At 33.4% G+C, this 22,904-nt stretch carries 21 protein-coding genes; 7 read left to right on the top strand and 14 right to left on the bottom strand.

Annotation, left to right across the window (positions count from 1 at the left end):
* Positions 1-3: 3 nt before the first annotated feature.
* Together ACP5FO_RS06445 and nifJ are read right to left on the bottom strand one after the other, a co-directional pair.
* Positions 4-786 (bottom strand): amidohydrolase family protein, encoded by a 783-nt coding sequence (locus ACP5FO_RS06445; protein ID WP_428109392.1) that lies wholly within the window; start codon positions 784-786, stop codon positions 4-6.
* 42 nt (positions 787-828) lie between these two features.
* Entirely contained in the window at positions 829-4,362 is a 3,534-nt protein-coding gene (gene nifJ, locus ACP5FO_RS06440; RefSeq protein WP_428109395.1) for a pyruvate:ferredoxin (flavodoxin) oxidoreductase, read from the bottom strand.
* A gap of 214 nt (positions 4,363-4,576) precedes the next feature.
* Between nifJ and ACP5FO_RS06435 the strand changes: the two genes are divergently transcribed.
* Positions 4,577-5,374 carry a YihY/virulence factor BrkB family protein gene (locus tag ACP5FO_RS06435; protein ID WP_428109398.1) on the top strand — a complete coding sequence of 266 codons (798 nt, stop codon included), beginning with the start codon at positions 4,577-4,579 and terminating at the stop codon, positions 5,372-5,374.
* Positions 5,375-5,377: 3 nt separating this feature from the next.
* On the opposite strand, the gene ACP5FO_RS06430 is transcribed toward ACP5FO_RS06435, so the two are convergent.
* The gene (locus tag ACP5FO_RS06430) at positions 5,378-6,115 is read right to left on the bottom strand and encodes a DUF815 domain-containing protein (RefSeq protein ID WP_428109401.1); all 738 of its coding nucleotides are present in this window, start codon (positions 6,113-6,115) and stop codon (positions 5,378-5,380) included.
* Positions 6,116-6,209: 94 nt separating this feature from the next.
* Complete coding sequence (locus ACP5FO_RS06425) at positions 6,210-6,428, bottom strand: hypothetical protein (protein ID WP_428109406.1); 219 nt, start codon at positions 6,426-6,428, stop codon at positions 6,210-6,212.
* A 121-nt stretch (positions 6,429-6,549) separates the two neighbouring features.
* Here ACP5FO_RS06425 and ACP5FO_RS06420 point away from each other — a divergent pair, with 121 nt between their 5' ends.
* Entirely contained in the window at positions 6,550-6,897 is a 348-nt protein-coding gene (locus ACP5FO_RS06420) for a cupin domain-containing protein (RefSeq protein WP_428157204.1), read from the top strand.
* Between the two features lies 1 nt (position 6,898).
* Here ACP5FO_RS06420 and ACP5FO_RS06415 read toward each other — a convergent pair whose 3' ends face one another.
* Both ACP5FO_RS06415 and ACP5FO_RS06410 read right to left on the bottom strand, forming a co-directional pair.
* Positions 6,899-8,005 (bottom strand): DNA polymerase III subunit beta, encoded by a 1,107-nt coding sequence (locus tag ACP5FO_RS06415; RefSeq protein WP_428109413.1) that lies wholly within the window; start codon positions 8,003-8,005, stop codon positions 6,899-6,901.
* A gap of 118 nt (positions 8,006-8,123) precedes the next feature.
* The gene (locus ACP5FO_RS06410) at positions 8,124-9,080 is read right to left on the bottom strand and encodes a sulfurtransferase (protein ID WP_428109419.1); all 957 of its coding nucleotides are present in this window, start codon (positions 9,078-9,080) and stop codon (positions 8,124-8,126) included.
* A gap of 217 nt (positions 9,081-9,297) precedes the next feature.
* Here ACP5FO_RS06410 and pta point away from each other — a divergent pair, with 217 nt between their 5' ends.
* The 3 genes from pta to ACP5FO_RS06395 all read left to right on the top strand — a co-directional run bounded on the left by pta (position 9,298) and on the right by ACP5FO_RS06395 (position 12,290).
* Positions 9,298-10,278 (top strand): phosphate acetyltransferase, encoded by a 981-nt coding sequence (pta, locus tag ACP5FO_RS06405; protein ID WP_428157203.1) that lies wholly within the window; start codon positions 9,298-9,300, stop codon positions 10,276-10,278.
* 9 nt (positions 10,279-10,287) lie between these two features.
* The gene (locus ACP5FO_RS06400; RefSeq protein WP_428109431.1) at positions 10,288-11,646 is read left to right on the top strand and encodes an acetate kinase; all 1,359 of its coding nucleotides are present in this window, start codon (positions 10,288-10,290) and stop codon (positions 11,644-11,646) included.
* Positions 11,647-11,969: 323 nt separating this feature from the next.
* Positions 11,970-12,290: a recombinase family protein gene (locus ACP5FO_RS06395; protein ID WP_428109438.1), complete on the top strand. Its 321-nt coding sequence runs from the start codon at positions 11,970-11,972 to the stop codon at positions 12,288-12,290.
* Here ACP5FO_RS06395 and hflX read toward each other — a convergent pair.
* Positions 12,285-13,358 carry a GTPase HflX gene (gene hflX / locus ACP5FO_RS06390; protein ID WP_428109443.1) on the bottom strand — a complete coding sequence of 358 codons (1,074 nt, stop codon included), beginning with the start codon at positions 13,356-13,358 and terminating at the stop codon, positions 12,285-12,287. The two genes, ACP5FO_RS06395 and hflX, sit on opposite strands and share 6 nt — an antisense overlap.
* Before the next feature lie 4 nt (positions 13,359-13,362).
* Positions 13,363-14,334, bottom strand: a complete 972-nt coding sequence (locus ACP5FO_RS06385) for a 2-hydroxyacid dehydrogenase (RefSeq protein WP_428157202.1) — start codon at positions 14,332-14,334, stop codon at positions 13,363-13,365.
* A 91-nt stretch (positions 14,335-14,425) separates the two neighbouring features.
* On the opposite strand from ACP5FO_RS06385, the gene ACP5FO_RS06380 reads away from it, so the two are divergent.
* Positions 14,426-14,656, top strand: coding sequence for a hypothetical protein (locus ACP5FO_RS06380; protein ID WP_428109450.1), 231 nt, complete (start codon positions 14,426-14,428; stop codon positions 14,654-14,656).
* Here the strand turns inward: ACP5FO_RS06380 and ACP5FO_RS06375 are convergent.
* Genes ACP5FO_RS06375 through mdh form a run of 4 tightly spaced genes read right to left on the bottom strand, consistent with a single transcriptional unit; the run spans position 14,653 to position 19,686 of the window.
* Complete coding sequence (locus ACP5FO_RS06375) at positions 14,653-16,488, bottom strand: FAD-dependent oxidoreductase (protein ID WP_428109454.1); 1,836 nt, start codon at positions 16,486-16,488, stop codon at positions 14,653-14,655. The genes ACP5FO_RS06380 and ACP5FO_RS06375 overlap by 4 nt on opposite strands.
* Complete coding sequence (locus ACP5FO_RS06370) at positions 16,481-17,077, bottom strand: alpha/beta fold hydrolase (RefSeq protein WP_428109460.1); 597 nt, start codon at positions 17,075-17,077, stop codon at positions 16,481-16,483. Before ACP5FO_RS06370 ends, ACP5FO_RS06375 begins: the two co-directional genes overlap by 8 nt.
* A 15-nt stretch (positions 17,078-17,092) precedes the next feature.
* Positions 17,093-18,706: a phosphoglycerate dehydrogenase gene (serA, locus tag ACP5FO_RS06365; RefSeq protein ID WP_428109465.1), complete on the bottom strand. Its 1,614-nt coding sequence runs from the start codon at positions 18,704-18,706 to the stop codon at positions 17,093-17,095.
* Positions 18,707-18,744: 38 nt separating this feature from the next.
* Positions 18,745-19,686 (bottom strand): malate dehydrogenase, encoded by a 942-nt coding sequence (gene mdh, locus ACP5FO_RS06360; protein ID WP_428109471.1) that lies wholly within the window; start codon positions 19,684-19,686, stop codon positions 18,745-18,747.
* 95 nt (positions 19,687-19,781) lie between these two features.
* Between mdh and ACP5FO_RS06355 the strand changes: the two genes are divergently transcribed.
* Complete coding sequence (locus ACP5FO_RS06355) at positions 19,782-20,699, top strand: LysR substrate-binding domain-containing protein (RefSeq protein ID WP_428109479.1); 918 nt, start codon at positions 19,782-19,784, stop codon at positions 20,697-20,699.
* Here the strand turns inward: ACP5FO_RS06355 and ACP5FO_RS06350 are convergent.
* Together ACP5FO_RS06350 and ACP5FO_RS06345 are read right to left on the bottom strand one after the other, a co-directional pair.
* The gene (locus ACP5FO_RS06350; protein ID WP_428157201.1) at positions 20,687-21,775 is read right to left on the bottom strand and encodes a hotdog domain-containing protein; all 1,089 of its coding nucleotides are present in this window, start codon (positions 21,773-21,775) and stop codon (positions 20,687-20,689) included. The genes ACP5FO_RS06355 and ACP5FO_RS06350 overlap by 13 nt on opposite strands.
* A gap of 94 nt (positions 21,776-21,869) precedes the next feature.
* The coding region (locus ACP5FO_RS06345) for a CaiB/BaiF CoA transferase family protein (protein WP_428157200.1) at positions 21,870-22,904 on the bottom strand (1,035 nt) is incomplete at its 5' end.

Raw genomic sequence — 22,904 nt, 5'->3', positions numbered from 1 at the left:
GGGTTAGTAATCCTGAACGTCAGCGAAGGATCTCCTTTTATTCACCTTATATAACTTCAAAGCGTTTTCATAAAAGATTTTTTTGCTTTGTGATTCATCAAAATTGTCATTTATAAGATCGATGTCTTTTAATGAAAATGGTCTCTGTGCTCTTGTAGAAGGTAAGTCACTGCCAAAGCAGCATGCATGTTGGTTGATCTTATTAATTTGTTTGATGGCCCAAATAGGATCAAAGTCAAGCCTGCCAAAACCACTTGCTTTTACATAAGCGCCTTTTTCTGTTAAGTCTAAAACATGTCTAAATCCTTCTTTTGATAAGCCAAAATGATCTATAACAAGAAGTGGAATGTTTAGCAGTTTATTCTTTATGTTGGAGATATTTTTTGAATCAATGTAAATTTCACTGTGCCATTTGGCTATATCAAAAACTCTCTTTGATGCATATTCAATATAGTCTATTATGTCTTGATTGCCCCTTCGTATATTAAATCTTATGGCTCTAACGCCTATTTTATTCAAATCCAGTATATCTTTGTCTGTATAGCTTGGGTTATAGTTTATAACGCCTATATAATTTGAACCCAATATTGAAAGTGCAGATTTCAAATATTGAGTATCGTAGTTTTGAAATGAACCAGACACTATTACGCCACCCAACAGTTCAAAGCCGGACATGATTTTTAGGTAGTCAATCGGTAAAAATTGAGGCGGTTTATAACCCTGATTCTCAACTACTGTATATTTATAATCAATGATGTGAAAAAGAGCATCGAATATTTTAAGCATAAAAAAGAGCGATTGGCTTTTTAGGCCAATCGCTAGCAAAATTTAATACTGATATGAAGCCATTCTTTTGTAGTTTTCAAAACGTTCTTTTGCGTCTTCTTGAGCTTTTATGTAGAGTTTGTCTGCAATATCTGGGAATGTGCGTTGCAGTGCCGCATACCTTACTTCACTCAGCAAGAAGTCTTTAAATTTAGCTAAATCAGGTTCTTTTGAATCAAGTATGAATGGATTTTTGCCTTCTTTTTTAAGCAGCGGGTTATACCTGTATAGATGCCAGTATCCTGCTTCAACTGCTATTTTTTGCTGTTCCTGAACTTTTGCCATACCGGCTTTTATGCCGTGAGCTATGCACGGTGCATATGCTATAATTAATGATGGGCCTGGGTAGCTTTCTGCTTCTTGTATAGCTTTTAGTGTTTGATTATATTCTGCTCCCATAGCAATTTGAGCAACATACACATAACCGTATGTTGTAGCCATTAAGCCTAAGTCTTTTTTCTTTGTGCGCTTTCCAGCTGCTGCAAATTGAGCGATTGCAGCCTCGGGTGTAGCCTTAGAAGACTGACCGCCTGTATTTGAGTAAACTTCAGTGTCAACGACAAGTATATTTACATCCTCGCCTGAAGCAATTACATGGTCAATGCCACCATAGCCAATGTCATAAGCCCAGCCATCGCCGCCAAACGCCCAGACGGATTTTTTGACAAGCATGTCCTGACTTTGTTCTACCCTTGAAAGCAAATCTTGAACATTCGAAGAGTGCTTGCTTTTGTTTGAGATAATTGCGCTTATCTCAAGTGCAGCTTCTTTTGTGACTCTTGGGTCATTCATATTGTCAAGCCACTTTTTAAACGGTGTTTTTGAAGCTTCGTCCATATCGCTTTCTACTATTTTTTCGATAATTAAACGCAAAGCTTCCCTTTGCTGTTTAACAGATAGTGCAATGCCCAAACTATACTCTGCATTGTCTTCGAACAGTGAGTTGCCCCACGCTGGGCCTTTACCTTTAGAGTTTGCACAGTATGGCATAGATGGAGCCGATGCACCCCAGATAGAAGAACAGCCAGTTGCTGTAGCTATAATCATTCTGTCGCCAAAAAGCTGCGTTACTAATTTATCGTAAGGTGTTTCACCGCAACCTGCGCAAGCGCCTGAAAACTCTAAAAGTGGTCTTGCAAATTGACTATTTTTTACAGTATCTGTAGGTATTTCTTTTTCTGAGATTTTTTCAATTGCAAAATTCCAATTATCTATATCTTTGGTTTGTGTTTCTATAGGTTTCATTACAAGGGCTTTTTTAGGTGTTGGACATACTTCTGCACAACTACCGCAGCCAGTGCAATCAAGGACAGATACCTGTATTCTATACTCATAGCCTTTTACTTCTTTACCAATAGCCCTTTTTGTAACAAAATCAGCAGGCTTGATTTTTGCTTCTTCTTCATTTAGCAAAAATGGCCTAATGGCAGCATGCGGACAAACATATGAACAGAAGTTACATTGTATACAATTTTCTGGAACCCATTCTGGTACGTCTATGGCTATGCCACGTTTTTCATAAGCAGCAGTACCGGATGGGAACTCACCATTTTCTCTGCCAACAAATGTGGACACAGGCAATTTGTCGCCTTCAAGCCTGTTCATTACATCTACGACATTTTTTATAAATTCAGGGCGGTTTTCATCTTTCTTTTCGTCTTCAATAGGTATGTTTTTCCAGCTTTCTGGTATATTTACTTTTATTACTGAGTCAATGCCTCTATCTACTGCCTGATAGTTCATATTTATGACTTTATCGCCTTGCTTGCCATAGGAGTGAACAATTGCTTCTTTTAGCAACTTTGTAGCATTTTCTATAGGAATAATATTTGCAAGTTTGAAAAACACTGATTGCATTATCATATTGATACGTGCGCCAAGGCCAATTTCTTTAGCAATTTTGGTAGCGTTGACAATATAGAAATTGATGTTGTTTTCTGCAAGGTAGCGTTTCATTTTGTTTGGCAAGTGCTTGTCCAGCTCTGATTCATCCCAGATAGTGTTTAAAACAAATGTGCCGTTTTTCTTCAAGCCAGTTAACACATTGTATAAGAATACATAAGATTGTTTGTGGCAGGCAATATAATCGGCTTGATCAATTAAATAAGTGGATCTTATTGGTTTTTTGCCAAACCTTAAGTGCGATACGGTTACACCACCACTTTTTTTAGAGTCGTATGCAAAATATCCCTGTGCATACATATCCGTGTTATCGCCTATAATTTTAATCGCATCTTTATTTGCACCAACTGTACCGTCAGAGCCAAAACCCCAGAATTTACAGCAAACTGTGTCTTTGTCGGAAGTGTTAATTTCTTCTTCGATTGGCAAAGAAAGGTACGTTACATCATCAGTTATTCCTATTGTAAAGCTATTTTTTGGGTTATTAGATTTAAGATTCTTAAATACGGCAAGAATTTGAGAAGGCGTTGTGTCCTTTGAGCTTAAACCGTACCTTCCACCAATGATTAATGGTGCATCTTGCATACCGTAAAATAGAGTTTTAATATCTTCATATAAAGGCTCACCCAAAGCGCCTGGCTCTTTTGTCATATCAAGTGCAGCTATCTTTTTAACACTTTTTGGCAACACATCAAAGAAATATTTTGCAGAAAATGGTCTATACAATCTTACTTTTATTAAACCTACTTTCTCGCCTTTTGCATTTAAGTAATCTACTACCTCTTCGATTGTTTCTACAACAGAACCCATAGCAATAATAATGTTTTCTGCATTTGGATCGCCATAGTAGTTAAATGGTTTATAGTCTTTGCCCGTAAGTTTGTTTATTTCATTCATATATGAAACTACTATATCTGGGACTGATTCGTAAAATTTATTTGAAGATTCTCTTGCCTGGAAAAAGATATCCGGGTTTTGGGCTGTTCCTATAATTTTTGGGCGCTCTGGATTTAGAGAATTTTTCTTAAAACGCTCAATAGCCTCCCAATCTACAAGTTTTGCTAAATCTTCGTAATCCAAAACTTCTATTTTTTGGATCTCGTGCGATGTTCTAAATCCATCAAAAAAGTGCAAAAATGGCATTTTCGCTTTAATTGCACTTAAATGTGCAACAGCCGCCAAATCCATAGCCTCTTGTACGCTGCCAGACGATAAAAGACTAAAACCCGTTTGTCTTACAGCCATAACATCTGAGTGATCTCCAAATATAGAAAGCGCATGTGTAGCTACAGTTCTTGCTGCCACGTGAAACACGCCAGGCAGTAGTTCGCCAGCAATTTTGTACATATTTGGAAGCATTAATAATAAGCCCTGTGATGCGGTAAATGTTGATGTAAGTGAACCGCCTACAAGCGAGCCATGCACGGCACCTGCTGCCCCACCTTCGGATTGCATCTCCAGCACTTTTACTGTTTGACCAAAAATATTTTTTCTGCCTTCCGCAGACCATGCATCCACTGCTTCTGCCATGTTTGAAGATGGCGTAATTGGATAAATTGTGGCTACTTCTGTAAAAGCATACGCCACATGCGCTGCAGCGGTGTTACCATCCATACTTTTCATTGCTTTTGGCATCCCAACCTCCTAATGTTAAATATACGTGCAAAGACATTGCCTATTTTGGAACAATACTAATAAATTTAGAGTTTTTTGTCAAATAGATTCTTCTTACTTTTGTTAATTATGTATGGATTTAGTTAATTTTACCTAATATTTGAAATAAACTAAAATTATAAATTAAAAATATTTTTGCATTGAAATTTTTCTTTTTAAGGTAATATTCTAAAATATGAACATTGTATTAAAGAGTGTGGTTAACTTTGTAAAAGACAATGGTTTTACAAATGCGTCGTCGCTGTCGTTTTTCTTTATATTAGCTTTGGCGCCATTTTTGTTGTTTTTAAGTTCTATGCTTATTTTTTTGCTTTCAAATTATGTGCAGTATTACAATGTTTTATCACAAAAGATAGTTCTTATTTTTCCACCAATGTTTAAAGGCATTATGCTTGATATTATAAAGCCACTTGTCTATAAAAAAATTAGCTATTTTAGTTTATTTTTGTATGCTGGCACTTCTTTGTCTTATTTTTATATGTTGAACGCAAGTATAAATAAGATTTTTAAGATTAATAAAAAAAGGCCTATTGTCGAATTGTTTTTTATTTACATTGCATTAATTACTATCATGATGTTGCTGGTTATTGCTTATTTGGCAGGATTTTTTATGCCGATTGATGTTGTCAAGGATTATTTAATAAGCATTTTTAAGATTAATGCGCTGTTTGATTTTTTTAGTGTTTATGTAGTGCCTTTTTTATCCTTATTTGTAATGGCTTTTTTGCTTTATAAAATACTTCCTTTAACAAAAATTAGACTTAAAAATGCAGGAATTGGCGCTTTGTTTTTTGCCTTGGTTGTCGAAATATTAAAAAGGTTATTTATTATTTATGTAGTTAGTATTGGCAGGCTTAACATAATATACGGGGCTTTTTGGGGATATGTTGCTTTTTTGGTATGGATATATGCCTTTTTTTGTACTTTTTTAATAGGAGCTTATTTAGTATACAACCTGGAGAACAAGATTTGAAAATTAAATTTTAAGCTGTTCAATAAATTTAAAAACGGCAAATTGTTTTGCTATGCGACCACTGTAAATACCGTAGTTTAAAGCAAAACTTTGGGCTTCTTTTTTTACATCAAAGTTTATTTTAACATTGAACTCATTTAAGTAAAATATTACTACTTCTAAAAACTCCTCGATTTCAAGCGGATAAAAACCAACTGATAAGCCAAACCTTGAAAAAAGCGAAATTTTTTCATTTTCTTCCTCTTTTTCAAACATATCGCTATCAATATTGAGTGCTTTTTGCTTTATTAAATGTTTTTTATTTGAGGTAATCAAAAAAATGCAGTTTTTTGGTTTTTCTTCCAGCGAGCCCTCAATAATAGATTTGAATTTTCTAAATTCTTTGTTATTTTCTTCAAATGCCAGATCGTCGAAGTAAATAAAGAATTTATAATCTGTGTTCCTTATAATATCAAACAATCCATACATAGAATAAATATCTTCTTCTAAATATTCAATACATCTTAAGCCTCTTGTGCTAAAGTTTTGTACTAATTGTTTAACAAGTGAAGATTTACCAAGGCCATTTTCACCATAAAAAAACATATTTAAGGCTTCGAACCCGCTGCATAAAGCAAAGGTATTTTTGCTTGCTAACTCAATTTGCTTGTTTAAAAAAAGTAATTTTTTTGGCGTATTAAAGTTTTCTACGTTTTTTAGATTGCCCTTGTACCATCTAAAAATTAAATCGTCTTTGAACATCTTTAGTATAGTAAAACAATTTTCGATTTTTTGCAAGAGTCAAAAGGGAGTTAATATTTTTAACTCCCTTTTTTAAGATAAGTTTTAAAACGGATTATTTTTTCTCTGTTTTTTCAACTTTCTTTGTAGTAGCGGCTTTCTTTGCAACGGCTTTTTTAGGTGCAGCTTTTTTCTCAACTACTTTTTTCTCAACTGCTTTTTTCTCAACTTTTGTTTCATTTTTGACTGGAGCTGGCTTTGCATTTTCTGCAGCCAATACTGGACTTACCATTAAACCTACAACTACGCATGAAGCTAATAACTTCTTTAACATCGAACACCTCCAAGTAATTCTTAAATGGGAGTCTAGGCTATATTGGTAAAATTAAAGTAAAATTTATACGGTTTGATTTTTTATAAAAAGTCGTATATTTAGCTAAAAAAGGAGTTGTATTTTGAAGGTTGTTTTTTTTGAAAAAGCTAATTTTTATGAACCACAAAAAGATTGGAAACGTACAAGTCTTTGTAATGAGCAAGAAATATCAATTGAGTATTTTATTAAACCTCCCAACCACGCTTCGCCAGAGCACAAACATGAAAATGCTCAAATTTTGGTTGTATTAAAAGGTAAAATGTCTGTAAAGACACAAAATAGCGAAGTAATATTATCACAAAATGATTGTGTCTTTATAGAGCCAAACGAGATACATACAGTGACAAATGTGTTAAGTGAGATTTCTATTGGACTTGATATTTTTGTGCCGGGTAGAGATTTTAACTTTTGGTTAAATAAACTAAAATAGTTTATCTTACGGGCGTCATTACATAAATGTAGCATACATTATGCTCGCTAGTTGCTTTTAACTCGATTGGTTTTATAGCCTCTTTGTAGTAAAAATAAACTGAATTAGATTGTATGTTGTTTAAAAAATCTATTACATAGCGACCATTAATCGTTAAAATAATAGGCGTATGATTGTAAGATATAAAATCAATAATATCGCTTGCAATCTCACCTTCTTTATTTGTAACATTTAGCTGAGCATTGTTTTCTTGAATATTGAACTCTACAACAGCTAACTCGTCATTGCTTAATGTCAAAACTTTCTGTAAGGCTGTTTTTAATGATTCTTTGTCAAAAGCGATACATTGAACATTTTGAGCTTCTTCAAGTGTTACCGCTTGGTATTGTGGGAACTTACCATTTATTGTTTTCGATACTATTGTGCAGTTAGAGCTTTGAAATGCAATTTTGGTAATGTTTTCGCCATCTATTTTATAAAGTAAAGTAACTCTATCGTTTGCTTTTAAAATTCGGCTAAGTTGCAAAACACTGTCTTTTTCTGCTATGCAGTAAAAACTAATATCATTATCTATAGGCTTGCTAATCCAAAACAATCTCGAACGATTGGTAGCTACAAAGTTAGCTTTTTTCTGTTCTATTTCAATTAAAACGCCATTAAATTCTCGTGTTTGTTGTTCTTCTTTGCTACTGGCAATATTAGCTTTGAGCAATTCTAATATATCATTTGAATCAAAAACGCCAGCAATTTTGTAGTCTTCTATTGATTCTACGGAATAACCTTCACTTTGAAAAATTTTGGTTGTTGTTTTGTAAGAACCATTTTTTATTGTTAGAATATTATCTTCTAACTTGAAAATTATATCACCGCTTAGCACTTTTAGTCTGTCAAATAAATCTGGCTTTGCTAAAAATTCACAATCACCTTCGCTCTCAATAGGAGAAAATGTATTTATCTGAACAACCTCATTTAATGAAGTAATAGATATTGTGTTGTCTTTTATGCTTACCATATAATTGCTCAATATGGAATTCTTATCTTTTGATAAACCACCAGAGACATTTGATACTAACTTTTTTATTGTGTTTGCATCAATACTAAATTGCATAAAAGCCTCCCTAAAACTTTAAACACTCTTTACTATTATATTTAAAAAAATATAAAAATCCATTATTTGAGATTGAACCAAATGCAGAAAGGTTTTTGGGCCTTTCTGCATTTAAAACTTACGGGTTTTGTCCTTCTACAAATGGTATTTCTTTGTCTAACGAAGCTTTTACCAAAGAACCATTGTAATCCCATACCAGCTTATTATGCAGCACTGAATTGTCAATAAACCACAAGCCACTGCCCCAATAGCCAATATGACAGTATGATATTATCGGTTTATTTGGATCTATACCAGCTTTTTGAAGAATTTGCATAATTTCTTGTTTTGGCTTTATTACATAATAATTGCCAACTTTTTCCATGTATTCGCCAACAAATACATTTCTTGCACCTTTAATATGACCGAGTTTTGAAACACCAAACTTTTCATCGCTAACTTGTCCTGTATATTCTTTATACATTCTCGCATCTACAAATTGCACCTGATTTTCATGGTTTACAGCCCATCTAACAAAATTTTCATTTACAAAAACAAATGGATTATTTCTTGAAATTACAAAGTGAGTGCTTTTTAGTGCATAATCACCATTTTGAACAGGTCTTTTTTCGTCTACCCACTTATCAAATCCGCCGTTTAAATAATAAACATTTTCTACGCCTGCATAATACAAAACTGCCATAATGCGAGTAGCACTTGTTAGCGCAAAAGCCGGATTTCCATCTTTTACACCAAAAGCACTGGATGAGCCTGTATATACTACGCAGTCAGAGTCATTTTTAATGCCTTTTTGAGACAAAACTTTCTCTAATTTAACATTTGAGTCTACCACAGCAAAAGGATTTGGCCCATAGCCACTAAACAAACTACCAGTTGGACTTATATTGATAGCTTTTGGTATGTGTGATGTAATGTAAGAACCATGACTTCTTGCATCGATGATTACCAGGTTTTTGTCATTTTGCATCATTGAGGCAAGCTCACCGGGTGTAACTATGCCTATTTTTGCAAACGCAATACTAAAGCCACCAATAAGCCAAAAAAATACCATAACCAAGTACTTTAGCCGTTTCATTATACACCTCCCAAACATAATTTAATTTAATTATATACTAATAAAATTAAAGTCAATATGTTAAATATATTAATTTTTTTTATACATGAATGTTAACTGAATATTTCATATAAATAGTTAATTAATACTATAAATTCTAAGAAAAAATTTGACAAAGAATTATGTATTGTGTAATTTTACAAGTTAAGTTATATTGTTTTTTTATAGGAGGGATAAATTGATTTTAGATGATTTTCTGCAAAGGTGCACAATAAATCCAAAAAAAGTAGTATATCCGGAAGGTGAAGATGAAAGGCTAATTCAAGCGGCTTCTTATTGTTCACAAAATCACATAGCTTACCCTATCTTGATTGGTCAAAGAAAATCAATAGAAAAAAAAGCAAATAGTTTACATATAAATCTCAGTGGTGTAGAGATTGTGGAGATTTCAGATGTTGACTATACAGAAGAACTTTTTGAAATTATAAATGCTGATAAGCAGCGTATTGACAAAGAAGAATCAATTCAGCTGTCAAAAAATCCACTTTATATTGGAGCATTATTGGTTAAGAAAAATTTAGCGGATATGTGTATAGGCGGTGCAATAAGCGATACAGCAGATATTATAAAAGCTGCTTTGCACGTAATTGGTTTAAAAAACAATATAAAACTGCTTTCGAGTTTTTTCCTGATGGAGTTGCAAAGTCCAGAATTTGGCCAAAATGGGGTTTTGTTTTTTGCAGATTGTGGCGTAAACCCGCAGCCCAATAGTGAGCAGCTAGCTGATATTGCCATTGCTACAGCAGATAATTTTAGCAGTTTGATGAATGTAAAACCAAAAGTTGCAATGCTATCATTTTCTACATTAGGCAGCGCTAAGCATAAAGTGCTAGATAAAGTAATAGAAGCGGTAAATATTGTTAAACAAAAGCGAGCAGATATAATAATTGATGGTGAGTTTCAAGCAGATGCTGCTTTGGTGGAAAGTGTAGCGCAAAGAAAAGCGCCGGGCAGCTCTATTAAAGGTGATGCAAATGTATTAATTTTCCCCGACTTAAATGCAGGCAATATTGCTTATAAACTTGTGGAGCGCCTGGCTAAAGCTCAAGCTATTGGGCCTGTTATGCAAGGATTAAAGAAACCTATGCATGATTTGTCTCGTGGATGTAAATATATGGATATAGTTTACTTAACAGCTATATCTTCATTTCAAGCATAGAGTGTTGTTATGAAAATATTGGTATTAAATTGTGGTAGTTCGTCTGTTAAATTTGATTTGTTCGATTGGATGGCGCAAAAAAATTTAGCTAAAGGTTTAATTGAGCGAGTAGGTTCAATGAGCGCCAGTGTTCACTTTAATAAGCCAAATCAAACGCCAATTATTTATCAAAAAGAATTAAAAGATCACACAAAGGCGATAAACGAAGTATTTAATTTGCTTGTTGGCGATCAAGGCGTTTTGAGCAATTTGAATGAAATATATGCTATAGGCCACAGGGTAGTTCATGGTGGTGAAAAATTCAAAAAAAGCACATTGATAGACGATAAAGTCATTTCAACAATTAAAAAATTGTCAAGCCTTGCACCACTGCATAATCCACCAAACTTAGCAGGAATTTTAGCAACAAAAGAGTTATTGCCTAATGTGTCTCAAGTGGCAATTTTTGATACAGCATTTCACTCTACCATACCAGATTTTGCTTATGTGTATGCTCTGCCTTTTGAGTGGTATGAAAAGTATGGTATTAGGCGGTATGGTTTTCATGGCTCGAGCCATTTATATGTATCGCGCAGAGCCGCGGTAATGCTTGATAAGCACGTAAAAGATGCGAATCTAATAACGCTGCATATTGGAAACGGTGTGTCTTTTAGTGCCATAAGATCCGGCATTAGCATAGATACGTCTATGGGTTTTACGCCTCTTCAAGGTGCTGTTATGGGAACGCGCTGTGGAGATATAGATCCAGCTATTCCGCTTTATATGCAGGAAAAATTAAATTTAAATGCTAATCAAATGATGGATATTTTAAATAAAAAATCTGGTTTACTTGGTATAACGGGCAAATATTATGATAGAAGGGATATAATCAGTGGCGCAAAAGTAGACATAAATAATATTGACGAGTTCGATTATGAAGACCTAATTGGTGATATTGAGCATGAGCATCTGTCTATATTCAAAAAAGCAGAAGAAGGTGACCCACGTTGCATGCTTGCCTTACAAATTGAGGCATATGAGATAAGGAAATATTTGGGCTCTTACTTTTTTGCCTTAAATGGTTATTTAGATGCAATTGTTTTTACGGCTGGCGTTGGAGAAAATTCACCACTTTTAAGGTACATGGTATTAAGAAAATTAGAAAATCTAGGTATCGTGTTAGATAAAGAGAAAAACTTAAAAGCAAACTCTGCTGCTGGCGAAATCGCCATCACAAAAGATTATTCCAAAGTAAAAGTGTTTGTTATTCCAACAGATGAGGAGAGGGTATTTATTGAAGATACGGTTGCCGTTATAAGTGGTCATTATAAAAGTCACATCAGCTACGAATATACTTTTCAAAAGAAAAATTATAAACCACTTAAATAAGTTTATTTTTTTAACATTTTGGTATTTTGTAGTTTTTTGGCTATAAAAGCAGTGTGTGACTTATTTGACTTTTGCTTTATAAATAAGTATAATTAAACAAGTAGTTAAGATTTAGAGGTGTATGTTTGCATACGTATAAAGTATTAACGATGATTATATATAAAGATGAGAAAAAGGTTGTTACGACAAACATAGTCAAGGCAGAGAGCAAAGAACAAGCAAAAAAGAAAACGATGGAGCGTTACAAAAATTCTCCAAATGTCTCGGAAATTATCATTAATGAAGAAAATGATATCTTAAAATTAATGTAGATGGGGGTAACTGTGCCAAAGAATGTTGCATATATAATTGCTGATGATGAAAGTGAAACACTTATTCAAAAAGCCGCAATAGATAGTTTTGCAAAACAAAATGGATTTGATAATCTAGAATATTTTTACGAAAGCGAAAAAAGCTATGTAAGCTGGAAAAATCGGGACTTAGGCAAAACCCTTTTGCCATCATTGAGCGAAGGTGACAATTTTATTGTTGCAGATGGAACAAAATTGGGGAACTCTACACCCGAAACCGATGTAGTTTTGATGTATTTTGCTGATAAACAAATAAATGTTTACTTTGCAAAGATCAGAATGAAAATTTTATAAAGATTTGTTTCCTGATTCAAGCGCGTTTTGTATGCAAAAAACCAAATCATGTAAATTAGTTTTGTATTTAGCTGATATATATACTTCTTTATCAGTGTTTTTTGGTAATGTCTCAAGTAAATCTGATTTATTGTAAACTGTAATAACTGGTTTATTGAAACACTCTAAATCTGATAGAATTTTTTCTGTTACTTTAATTTTTTCTTCGTAATCATTCTGACTTATATCAACAACATTTAATATTAAATCTGCAAATTTTATTTCTTCAAGCGTTGATTTGAAAGCTTCAATTAACTGGTGGGGTAAATTTTTAATAAAACCAACCGTATCAATCAATAGAACTATTTTGTTATTGGGCAAACGTAATTTTCTAGCTAAAGGATCCAGCGTTGCAAATAACTTATTTTCAACATAGGCATCTGCATTGGTAAGTGCATTAATTAAAGTTGATTTACCTGCATTTGTATATCCTATTATGGCAGCTACAGGAATTTGATTTTTTTGTCTTCTTTTCCTGTATAGACTCCTATGTTGTTTTATTTCTTCAATTTGTTTTTCAATGTGTAAAATAGAGCGCTTGATATGCCTTATGTCTGTTTCCAGTTGTGTTTCGCCAGGACCCCTTGTGCCTATGCCACCACCCAATCTTGAAAGTGTAACACCTATGCCTCTTAATCTTGTAAGTGAATATTTTAACTGGGCAAGCTTTACCTGAAGCATACCTTCTTTTGTTTTGGCATGTTTTGCAAATATGTCTAAGATTAGATTGGTTCTATCAATAACTTTTGTGTTTAGTATATCTTCGATATTTTTTATCTGGCTACCAGATAGTTCGTTGTTAAATATGACAATATTAGCACCTTTTTGTTCAATTAGATTTTTTAGCTCTTCTATTTTACCTTTTCCTAAATAGTAAGTTTTATCTATGTTTTTTCGTTTTTGTGTTAATACGCCAACAACTTCTGCGCCAGCTGTTCTGGCAAGTTCTTCTAATTCTTGCAATGACTTTTCATCTTTTTCGTTTAAAAATACGCTAACTAAAATGGCTTTTTCTTGAAGATCTTGCATTTTTTTAGGTTTTTAATATGTCTTTGTTTACTAAAGTGCGCGGAATTTTTCCTTCTAAAAAATCAAGTATATTTTGCGTAGCCAGTATTGACATGTCAATCCTTGTTTTATATGTAGCGCTTCCAATATGTGGCAGGAGAACAACATTGTCTAATGTTTTTAATTTTTCTTCAATTATTGGTTCTTTTTCATACACATCCAGACCTGCTGCATATATTTGCCTGTTTTCTAAACTTTCTGCAAGTGCCTTTTCGTCAATTACAGATCCTCTTGATGTATTAATTAAAATTGCAGTTTTTTTCATAAGGCTGAGTTCTTTTTTTCCAATCAAATGGTATGTTTGAGGAGTTAGAGGTGTATGAATGCTTACAAAGTCAGATTCTTTAAGAAGAGTTTCAAGATCCACAAATTTTGCATTAGTTTGAGATTCGAAATCAATTTTTTTAGAATTTGCAGTATACAGTATATTCATATCAAAACCTTTTGACATTTTTGCAAATGCCTGACCAATTCTGCCAGCTCCAATTATACCAAGCGTTTTACGGCTTATATCAAGGCCTAAAAATAAGTACAAATCCCAGCCTTTATAGTTACCTTCTCTTGTAAATTTATCAGCTTGAGGTATACCACGCGCACAGGCAAATAATAAAGCCCATGCTAGTTCTGCTGTTGCTTGGGTTAAAACATCCGGTGTATTTGTAACAAAAATTTTGCGTTTTGTTGCTTCATTTAAATCAATATTATCAAAGCCAACCGCATAGTTTGCAATAATTTTTAAATTTTTGGCAGCTTCAAAAAAATCTATATCAACTTTATCTGTTAATTGTGTTATGCAGGCATCTTTGTTTTTAATTTTCTCGAGTAATTCCTGTTTGCTTAAAGATCTGCCTAAATTGTTTACTTCTATATCGCATTTATCTTTTAAGAGTTCCAATCCTTCTTCTGGTATATTTTTTGTTACATAAATCTTAAACATTATTCTCTCCTTTTTTACATAATTATACCATAAAAATTTTAAAATTGCATACTAAATTAAATTTTGCTATTATTTAGGCAGGTTTTAATGAATGTTTAATTTTAGCGTAGAAAATATTATTGTAGAAACCGTTGTGTATATACTTGTTAGTTTAATTGTGAAAATCTTGCTCAATGATGAAGATTTAAAAAATATCAGAAGGATAATGCTTTTAGGATATTTAGTATTTGCAAGCCTGTTTGTTTCGCGAACAATTTTTATCATTATAAGTTTATGTGTCGTTTTGCTTGCAATATTTATGCGTAAAGTTTTTGAGTGTTAAATTAATTGAGCCGCATTGTAGGCGTCGGTAATAGCGGCAAAAGCATCGGATGGTTTTTTACAATCGCCTATTTCTATAGTATCCATGCAAAAATTAATTTTACTAATTAAATCAATATTTGGTGTTCTTCCTAAAGATAGAACGAAATAGTCAAAAACTTTTTCGCTAACGCCATCTTTTGTTTCAAATATAGCTTTGTTGACTTCAATATTTTTCAGTTTGTGGTTTAAGAATATTTTTATGTTGGAGTGCAGTGATTCTATTACTGGAACTCTTAAAACCTCTGCCATATTTTGCAATACCTTGTTTTCCATTTCAAAAACGCTCACGCTTATACCTTCTTCAGCCAAAAAGTTTGCAGTTTCAAGGCCAACTAAGCCACCACCTAATATACCTACACTTTTTGTATCTGGAGGCAGACCAAACTCTAAAACTTCATCAGCATTTAGTACAAATTCATTATTAGCTGCAAACTCTGGTATATAAGGACTTGACCCTAAAGCAAATACCACAACATCTGGTTTTTCACTCTTAATTAAATCGACATCTACCTCTGTCTTTGTATTAATGGGTATACCTAATTTTTTAGTTCTGTACTCAAAGTAATTTAGCATTTTTTTAAACTCTTGCTTGTGTGGGGGCTTTATAGCTAAATTTATTTGTCCGCCTATTGTAGCATGTTTTTCAAAAATTATGCAATTTAAACCCTTCTGTTTGGCAAATATACCAAACGAAAGACCTGCTGGCCCAGCACCTATAATCATAATTTTTCTTTTATACATAAAAGGCTGTTGAAAAACTTTTGCCTGGTATGGTTTTGGGTTTATCACGCAAGAAGCTTCTTTTTGCGATTGAATACTTGCAATGCAGGCTTGATTGCAAGCAATGCAAGGTACTACATCTTTAAATTCGCCAATTTGCCATTTTTTGGCAATTTTTGGATCGGCAATGAGAGATCGTGCAAGGCCTATAAAATCAGCTTTTGAAAACTCAATAGCATAATTAGCCAATTCATAATCGTTTAGACGATTAGCTGCCAATACCGGTAGTTTAGTTTTAAGTTTTATTTCATGGGCAAAATCGAGCAAAAAACCTTTTGGATAACTAAGAGGCGATACATGTGTGAACGTTTTTGCTCCAATTCCACAAGAAACACTGAGTAAATCAATGCCTATTTCCTTTAGGTTTAAAGCAAAAACTGAAGATTCATCAAGATTAATACCATCTTGAACAAAATCACAGGCATTCATACGCACGCTTATGAGGTGATTTTTAGCGGTGTCTCGTACGAGTTTAATAATTTCTAAGGGTAATTTCATACGATTTTCTAAATTACCCCCAAACGAATCGCTTCTTTTATTAAAATAATTGCTCAAAAATTGACCAAGCAACCAGCCGTGTGCACAATGTATTTCTATTATGTCAAAATTGGCATCTATAGCACGTTCTGCTGCTTTCACAAAACTATTTTTGATTTCTTCGATTTCAGCTTCACTAAGCTCGTTTATTGTTTTTGATTTTACATTTAAAGCAAGCTGTATTCCGGCGTATGAGTCATTGTTGTGAATGGTTTTGCTCAACCTTGCTAAGCCTTCAATTTTATCATCACTATCGATGCCAATTTGGTTTGTAAATGACTTACCAATAATGTTTGTATATGCAGCTTCTATTATTATTGCAGCTAAATTTTGCCTCAGTGAGTAAAAATCTATATTTTTTTGGTTAACACTGCCGTCAACGTTTGCATAATTTGTCACAGTTGGCAGCATTATTAACCTATTTTTGAAAACTTTATCGCTTACATTAAAAGGAGTAAAAAGCAAATTATTCATTTATCTTTTTCAAAAAATCAAAAAAATATTGGTCGAACAAATCTTCGTTTTCAAAATAAAATGGATGAGATAAACCTCTAAACACATGCAAAGAAACATTTGGCATAATTTCTTTTAATTGATTACCTATTTTTGGGTTAACTTTATCATCGTTTGACCCCCAAAGTAGCAATGTAGGTTTATTAAGATTTTTAAAAGATTCAATTTCATTTTCAATCCAGGCAGGTGCAGCCGCCACAATGGCTTTTACTTTTTCTGGATGTTTGAGTGCGTATTTTAGTGCAAAACCACCGCTCATGGAAGCCCCAACAAGAACAAAATTCTCAAGTTTTTTGTATTCTATAAAAGCTTGTATAAAATCTACTGGATCAATTTCATTGGGCTGAGATTTGCCAAAACCTGGAAAATCAAACGCATAAAAGCGATACTCAAGATTGTAGAGTTCTATAAGCGTGTTGTTTAATTTAAGCCAATCGCTTGCAGTATAGCTTTTGCCATGCATGAAAATAATATCTTTTTTGCCAACGGGCTGTTTTATGTAAAATACTTTTTTACCAGCAATTTCTTCTTCTTTTTCAACAAAATACATAGTTGCTCCTTTTAATCAAAAAACTATGGCTTTTACAAGTTCTATATCTTCAATCTTTTTAAGCAAATTAATTGCTTCTTGTGATGGCTGAGTATCAAGCTCTATAAAAGACATTGCAAGACCAGTTTTTTGCCTTGATAAATGAAAGCCAGCTATATTTATGCTTAAATTACCCAAAATTGTCCCGATTTTGCCTATAGTACCGGGTCTGTCTTTATTAATGATATAAAGGTAGATACCTTTTGGTGTAATATCTGTCCTAAATTCATCAACGAGCACAATTTTTTGTGTTCCATCTTCGAATAAAGTAGCGCCAATTGTTTTTACCTGTTTATCCGTTACTATTTTCATTAACAGTAGATTATTGTAGTTTTCGTAATTTTTTGCCTTTGCTTCCGATACTATCACATCAAACTCTTTTGCCACATACGGTGCGTTCATATAGGAAACACTATCGCTCATGCTAAATTCTAAAAAACCTTTTAATGCGGCAATTGTAAATGGCTGATAGTTAAATGGTACATCAAACGCTTTTTCTACAACGTCTTCTTCAAAACGAGCACCAATCATTACAATATCAATTTGACTTGGCCTGCCTTCTGTTAGCTGGGCTGCTAAACTACCCATTTTTTCTGCCAAGTCAAAATATAATCTGTGTTCTTTAGACATTTTATCCTTAATAAATGGTATATTGATTGCATTTTGATAAGGCTTGCCAAGCAGAGCATTTACAATCTGCTGAGCTAAAATAAGTGATACATTTATTTGAGACTCATTACTGTTTGCGCCAATATGAGGTGTGACAAATACATTGTCTAAATCGAGCAAAGGATTGTCTGTTGCTGGTTCTTTTTCAAATGTGTCAATGCCGCAAGCTGCTACTTTACCCGATTTTATGCTATCATATAAATCTTTTTCGTTTATTATGCCACCGCGTGCGCAGTTAATTAGAATAACGCCCTCTCTTGTTTTATCTATTGCTTTTTTGGTCATCATATTTTTTGTTTCTTTGGTAAGCGGTGTGTGAAATGTTATAATGTCGGATCTTTCTAAAATTTCATCAAAGTTTTCTAAAAGCTCAACGCCTAAATCCAAGGCTTTGCTTTTTTTAATGTATGGGTCATATGCCAGGCATTTTGCGCCAAACGATTTTGCCCTTTTTGCAACTTCACTTCCAACGTGGCCAAGACCTACGATACCTAATGTTTTGCCAGAAAGTTCAACTCCCATAAATTTTTTTCTATCCCATTTGCGCTCATACTTTAAGCTGTAGTGAGCAGTGGGAAGCTTTCTTAGGGCGTTTAGCATCATACCCAGAGTGAGTTCTGCTGCTGCTATGGTGTTTGCGCCTGGTGCATTGATAACAATTATGCCTTTTTTGCTAGCTTCTGCTATATCTATACTATCTACTCCAACGCCAGCTCTACCTATTACTTTTAATTTTCCTGTATTTTCAAGTGTTTCTTTGGTAATGCGGGTTCCACTTCGAGTAATTATAGCATCATAATCGCCTATTATTTGTGCTAATTCCTGTGGCGTTAGATTAAATTTTTCTTCTACTTCGATGTTATTTTTTCTTATGTAATCCAAGCCTTCTTGAGCCACATGCTCTGTGACTAAAATTTTCATTTAGTTCTCCTTTTTTTAAAGGTAGAGAGAAAACCTCTCTACCAACCCAAAATTTTATTTACTGAAGCTACCTGTTCTTTAACTTTTTCAACAGATAATTTAAGCAATGATTGTTCTTCTTCTGTTAGTTTAAATTGCAATATTTTTTCGACGCCATTTTTACCTATTACAACTGGTACACCTAAAAAATAACCGGAAATGCCAAATTCGCCTTCAAGGTAAGCTGCGCATGGCAGTACTCTTTTTTCATCAAAAATAATCGATTTTGCCATCTCAACAGCTGCAGCAGCCGGTGTATAGTAAGCTGAACCTGTTTTTAGGTGTGCAACGATTTCTGCGCCGCCATTTTGTGTTCTTTTTACTATAGCGTCAATTTCTTCTTTTGATAAAAGCTCGGTGATAGGCACACCACATACATTTGCAAGTCTTATTAAAGGCAACATATAATCGCCATGTATACCCATAACTATTGCATTTACATCTTTTGGAGAAACACCTATAGCGTCAGCTAAGAAAGATTTGTATCTAGCAGAATCCAACACGCCTGCCATACCAATAACTTTATTTTTTGGTAAGCCCGATACTTTGTAAGAAGTATAAACCATAGCATCTATTGGGTTTGTAACTACAACTAAATAAGCATCTTTTGAGTATTCCAACGCTTTTTCTGTAACTTCTTTTACTATTTTTACATTTGTGGCAAGTAAATCATCCCTTGACATACCAGGTTTTCTTGCAATACCTGATGTTATAATGATGACATCAGAATCAGCTGTATCTTTGTAATTATTGGTGCCAACGATACTGCACGGCAAACCAGAGATTGGTCTAAATTGTGATTGATCTAAGGCTTTTCCTTGCGGTATACCCTCTAAAACATCAAGTAGTACGATATCGCCAAGACCTTCAATGGCTGCCCAATGTGCGGCAGTTGCACCAACATTGCCTGCTCCAATAACAGTTACTTTACTGCGTCTCATAAAAAATCCTCCTCTAAAAATTTTACTATTGTAATATAAATAAATTTTATGTATAATGCAAATTAGAATTTTTAAACAAGGTATTAGGAGAACTTATGAATGTGGCTGATTTGTCGCTGCACCATGTAGTGGTATTTAATAGTGTAGCAAAATCCCTCAATATGAGCAAGAGTGCAAAAGAGCTTTTGGTCACTCAATCGGCAGTTAGTCAAACTATAAAAGATTTGGAAACAAAATTTTCTGTTAAATTATTTTTAAGAAAAAATAGACGCTTGTATTTAACAGAAGAAGGCAAAGAGTTTTATTACTATACAAAAAAGATTTTCGATATTCTAGAAGAAGCGAAGTTGTGTTTGGAAAACTTTAATACTTTAAAAAAAGGGCGTGTTTCAATTGGTGCAAGCATGACAATTGGTAACTACTTATTGCCAGAGCTTATTGTAAAGTTTAAACAAACTTATCCAGATATAGACTTGAGCTTGTTCATTGCAAATAGCTCAGAAGTAATTGAAAAGCTAAGAACATCAGAAATTGATTTAGCCCTCATAGAAGGATTACCTCATGCCAGCGATAAATTTATAAAAATAACAAGGTTTGCAAAAGATAAGTTACTTTTTGTTTGTTCGCCTCAACATAAATTTACTGTATCAGAAAAAGTAACATTAAAGGATTTATTAAAAGAACAATTTATTATGCGTGAGCGAGGATCTGGCACAAGGCAGATTATAGAAGCTGAACTTGCAAAATTAGGTGCTCATGTAAAAGTAGCCTATGAATTCAATAATCCAGAAGCCATCAAAAATGCTGTATCTTGCAATTTGGGCATCTCAGCTTTAAGTGAGCTTATAATTAAAAATGAACTTCAAATGGGTATGCTAAAAGAAATTCCCATTACAAATATTAAAATATATAGATGGTTTTATCTGATGAGAATAAATAGCTACAACAAAGCTCAAACAATATTTGAAAATTATTTATTAGAAGCTTTCAAAAACCCCAATCAATCAAAATGAGCGAGTTCACTTTCTTTTAGCAATCCGCCTTTAATATCAGTGAATATAGAAGTTAGGCTTCTGCGAGCCTCTAAATACTTTTGGTCTTCAAAGTAAGTTATTGGATATATCGTTTCTACAGGATGAGGTTTTAACTTTTCATCAACATTTACAAAAGTAAACAAACAAGAATCTGTTAGATTGCTGATTTTTTTTTCGTAGCGCCCCATACGCGATATAGTTGTTTCAATACATATAAAACTTTTATGCGTATACACTATATTGCTTTTAAATAATAACTTATCGCCAATTTTTACAGGATTTAAAAAATTCATCCTATTTACAGCAGCAATTATTGGTCTTTTTGTGGCAATCAGCTCAGCGCACATTGTAGATAGCTCATAAGATCTTCTTGCCAAATAACCGCCAAAAATTGTCTGATTAGGATTTTTGTAAACAGGAAATGTACGTTCCCACGATGTAAGTGATAATTTTGATGCTAAAAGTCCACTAAAATCAGATTCTTCTTGAGTCTTATGCAATCCTTCAAGCAATCTGTATTCTTCTAAAGAAGGGGGTTGACTTTCTAAATTTCTTTGTACCAGGTAATGCTCTTTTCTTTCTATAGCTTTTTGATACCGTCTTTTTTCCATATCATCTATATATTCAAGCGTGGGCAACTCTACACTAACACGGCTATCCCTTGGTCCTGTTCTTGCAACAAGTGTAAAATAGCATGTGGCAATGTGTGTCGTAGGGTTGGACTGCTCGATTCTAATGCCTATTTCTATTGAGGTTTTGCCAACGTAATTCATGCGTGATTTAAATATTAAATCCTTTGAAATATCTGCCGGACTTCTTACTATGATGGTGTCAATAGCTGCAGTCACAACGACCGCATCTTTGTAAAACTGATTTACATACATTCTAGCTGTATCAGCAGCCAAAGTGTCCATAATCTCAAGCAAAAGGCCAAATCTAATATTTGCAGGCAATTGTGCGTCTAATACCATAAAGTTGTTTCTTAATGTATCACTTGTGCTTAATGGTATGATTTTTTCTAATGATAGTTCGTTTGGTCTGGTTAGCAGGCTCATTAAATTCCCCTTTTAAATTTAAAAATCATTTTAACTTTAAAACCCTCTTTTTGAAAAATAAACACTTTTACCTTTTTGTCAATATGAAATTGCATTAAATTACATTTTGGTTTTTTAAGTGCTTTATATAAGATTTATTGTAATGAAGTAATTTTTTAAGCACGTTTATTGTATCCTGACCAAGAAGTGGTGGACTTTTTGGCTCTGTAATGGTTGAGTTTGATAGTTTTATAGGTGTGCCAACAATTTTTAACAAACCAAATGGATGATTTATTATTTTAACCATATCCCTTGCAAGCAACTGTTTATCTTCAAATACTTCTTTAAGGTTGTTTATATGACCTGCCGGTATGTTGTGAGATTGAAATAAGTCAACCCAATATTGAGCATTTTGAGTTTTGAATACCTCCTGTAAAATTTTTACCAATTCTTTTCTATTTCTTACTCTATTTTCATTTTTTTTGAATTTATCTTGTTTTAGAGCATCTGTGTTTAACAAGCTAGCTAGCTTTTGAAATTGTTCATCATTACCTACAGCTAAATTAAAGTATTTGTCTTTAGCTTTGAATGTTTGGTATGGAACAATATTGGGGTGCGCATTTCCATAGCGCTTTGGTATTTTTGCGCTTACCAGATAATTTGATGCAACATTTGCAAGACTGGATACTGCGCAATCATACAGTGCAAGGTCTATGTATTCTGATTGTTTGATTTTTTGTTTTTTATACAAACTGGCAAGTATTGCTATTGTTGCATATAGACCTGATATAATATCTAAAATAGCAACACCTACTTTCATTGGTTGACCTTTTGGTAACCCGGTTATGCTCATTAATCCACTTTCACCTTGCATTATAAAATCATACCCCAAAAGATTGCTTTTTGGTCCATTTTGACCATAGCCTGTTAATGAACAGTATACAATTGTTGGGTTCAACTTTTTTATATTTTTGTAATCAAGTGAATATTTTGTGAGTTCACCCACTTTGTAATTTTCAACAAATACATCGCAAATACTAGCTAAATCGTATATGATTTTTTGGCCTTCTTTTTTGCTTATATCAACAGTAATACTTTTCTTATTACGATTTGTACAAAGAAAATAAGCGCTTTCTGTTTTCAAAAAAGG

The sequence above is a fragment of the Desulfurella sp. genome, from assembly GCF_049977265.1.
Lineage (GTDB): Bacteria > Campylobacterota_A > Desulfurellia > Desulfurellales > Desulfurellaceae > Desulfurella.
This window is presented reverse-complemented; position numbering and strand designations above follow the sequence as displayed.

Bases quoted from the DNA above. Each gene is read 5' to 3' on its own strand.
- ACP5FO_RS06445 (WP_428109392.1), bottom strand. From the start codon at position 786: ATGCTTAAAATATTCGATGCTCTTTTTCACATCATTGATTATAAATAT.
- hflX (WP_428109443.1), bottom strand. From the start codon at position 13,358: ATGCAAGATCTTCAAGAAAAAGCCATTTTAGTTAGCGTATTTTTAAAC.
- ACP5FO_RS06375 (WP_428109454.1), bottom strand. From the start codon at position 16,488: ATGAATAATTTGCTTTTTACTCCTTTTAATGTAAGCGATAAAGTTTTC.
- serA (WP_428109465.1), bottom strand. From the start codon at position 18,706: ATGAAAATTTTAGTCACAGAGCATGTGGCTCAAGAAGGCTTGGATTAC.
- ACP5FO_RS06370 (WP_428109460.1), bottom strand. From the start codon at position 17,077: ATGTATTTTGTTGAAAAAGAAGAAGAAATTGCTGGTAAAAAAGTATTT.
- ACP5FO_RS06355 (WP_428109479.1), top strand. From the start codon at position 19,782: ATGAATGTGGCTGATTTGTCGCTGCACCATGTAGTGGTATTTAATAGT.
- ACP5FO_RS06415 (WP_428109413.1), bottom strand. From the start codon at position 8,005: ATGCAATTTAGTATTGATGCAAACACAATAAAAAAGTTAGTATCAAAT.
- ACP5FO_RS06410 (WP_428109419.1), bottom strand. From the start codon at position 9,080: ATGAAACGGCTAAAGTACTTGGTTATGGTATTTTTTTGGCTTATTGGT.
- ACP5FO_RS06380 (WP_428109450.1), top strand. From the start codon at position 14,426: ATGTTTAATTTTAGCGTAGAAAATATTATTGTAGAAACCGTTGTGTAT.
- ACP5FO_RS06435 (WP_428109398.1), top strand. From the start codon at position 4,577: ATGAACATTGTATTAAAGAGTGTGGTTAACTTTGTAAAAGACAATGGT.
- nifJ (WP_428109395.1), bottom strand. From the start codon at position 4,362: ATGCCAAAAGCAATGAAAAGTATGGATGGTAACACCGCTGCAGCGCAT.
- ACP5FO_RS06350 (WP_428157201.1), bottom strand. From the start codon at position 21,775: ATGAGCCTGCTAACCAGACCAAACGAACTATCATTAGAAAAAATCATA.
- mdh (WP_428109471.1), bottom strand. From the start codon at position 19,686: ATGAGACGCAGTAAAGTAACTGTTATTGGAGCAGGCAATGTTGGTGCA.
- ACP5FO_RS06400 (WP_428109431.1), top strand. From the start codon at position 10,288: ATGAAAATATTGGTATTAAATTGTGGTAGTTCGTCTGTTAAATTTGAT.
- ACP5FO_RS06385 (WP_428157202.1), bottom strand. From the start codon at position 14,334: ATGTTTAAGATTTATGTAACAAAAAATATACCAGAAGAAGGATTGGAA.
- ACP5FO_RS06425 (WP_428109406.1), bottom strand. From the start codon at position 6,428: ATGTTAAAGAAGTTATTAGCTTCATGCGTAGTTGTAGGTTTAATGGTA.
- ACP5FO_RS06430 (WP_428109401.1), bottom strand. From the start codon at position 6,115: ATGTTCAAAGACGATTTAATTTTTAGATGGTACAAGGGCAATCTAAAA.